Genomic DNA, 236 nt, shown 5'->3' with positions numbered 1-236 from the left:
CGGCAACGCCACCTCTGCAGGCCGTGACCGCAATGAAGAGTTCATCCTGCCGCTGTCACTGGTCAACAGCATGACCACCGCCGTGGACCTGAACTATGGCGAGGCCTCCTTCGCGTTCCAGGCCTGGGCCCGCGCGGCACAGTGCCGCAACATCGTCGACGGCCTCGGCATGCGGGTCGACCAAGCCGCCACCAGCTTCCAGCACTGGCACGAAGTGCGCCCGGAACCCGATCCGG

At 66.9% G+C, this 236-nt stretch carries 1 pseudogene; it reads left to right on the top strand.

From position 1 onward, the window contains the following. Positions 1-236, top strand: a pseudogene (locus ACQG3P_RS23665) (shikimate dehydrogenase); the annotation flags it as partial.

The organism is Stenotrophomonas sp. SrG (assembly GCF_050031795.1).
GTDB classification, from domain to species: domain Bacteria; phylum Pseudomonadota; class Gammaproteobacteria; order Xanthomonadales; family Xanthomonadaceae; genus Stenotrophomonas; species Stenotrophomonas rhizophila_A.
The sequence above is the reverse complement of the archived record's forward strand: the minus strand, read 5'-3'. Positions and strand labels throughout refer to the sequence as shown.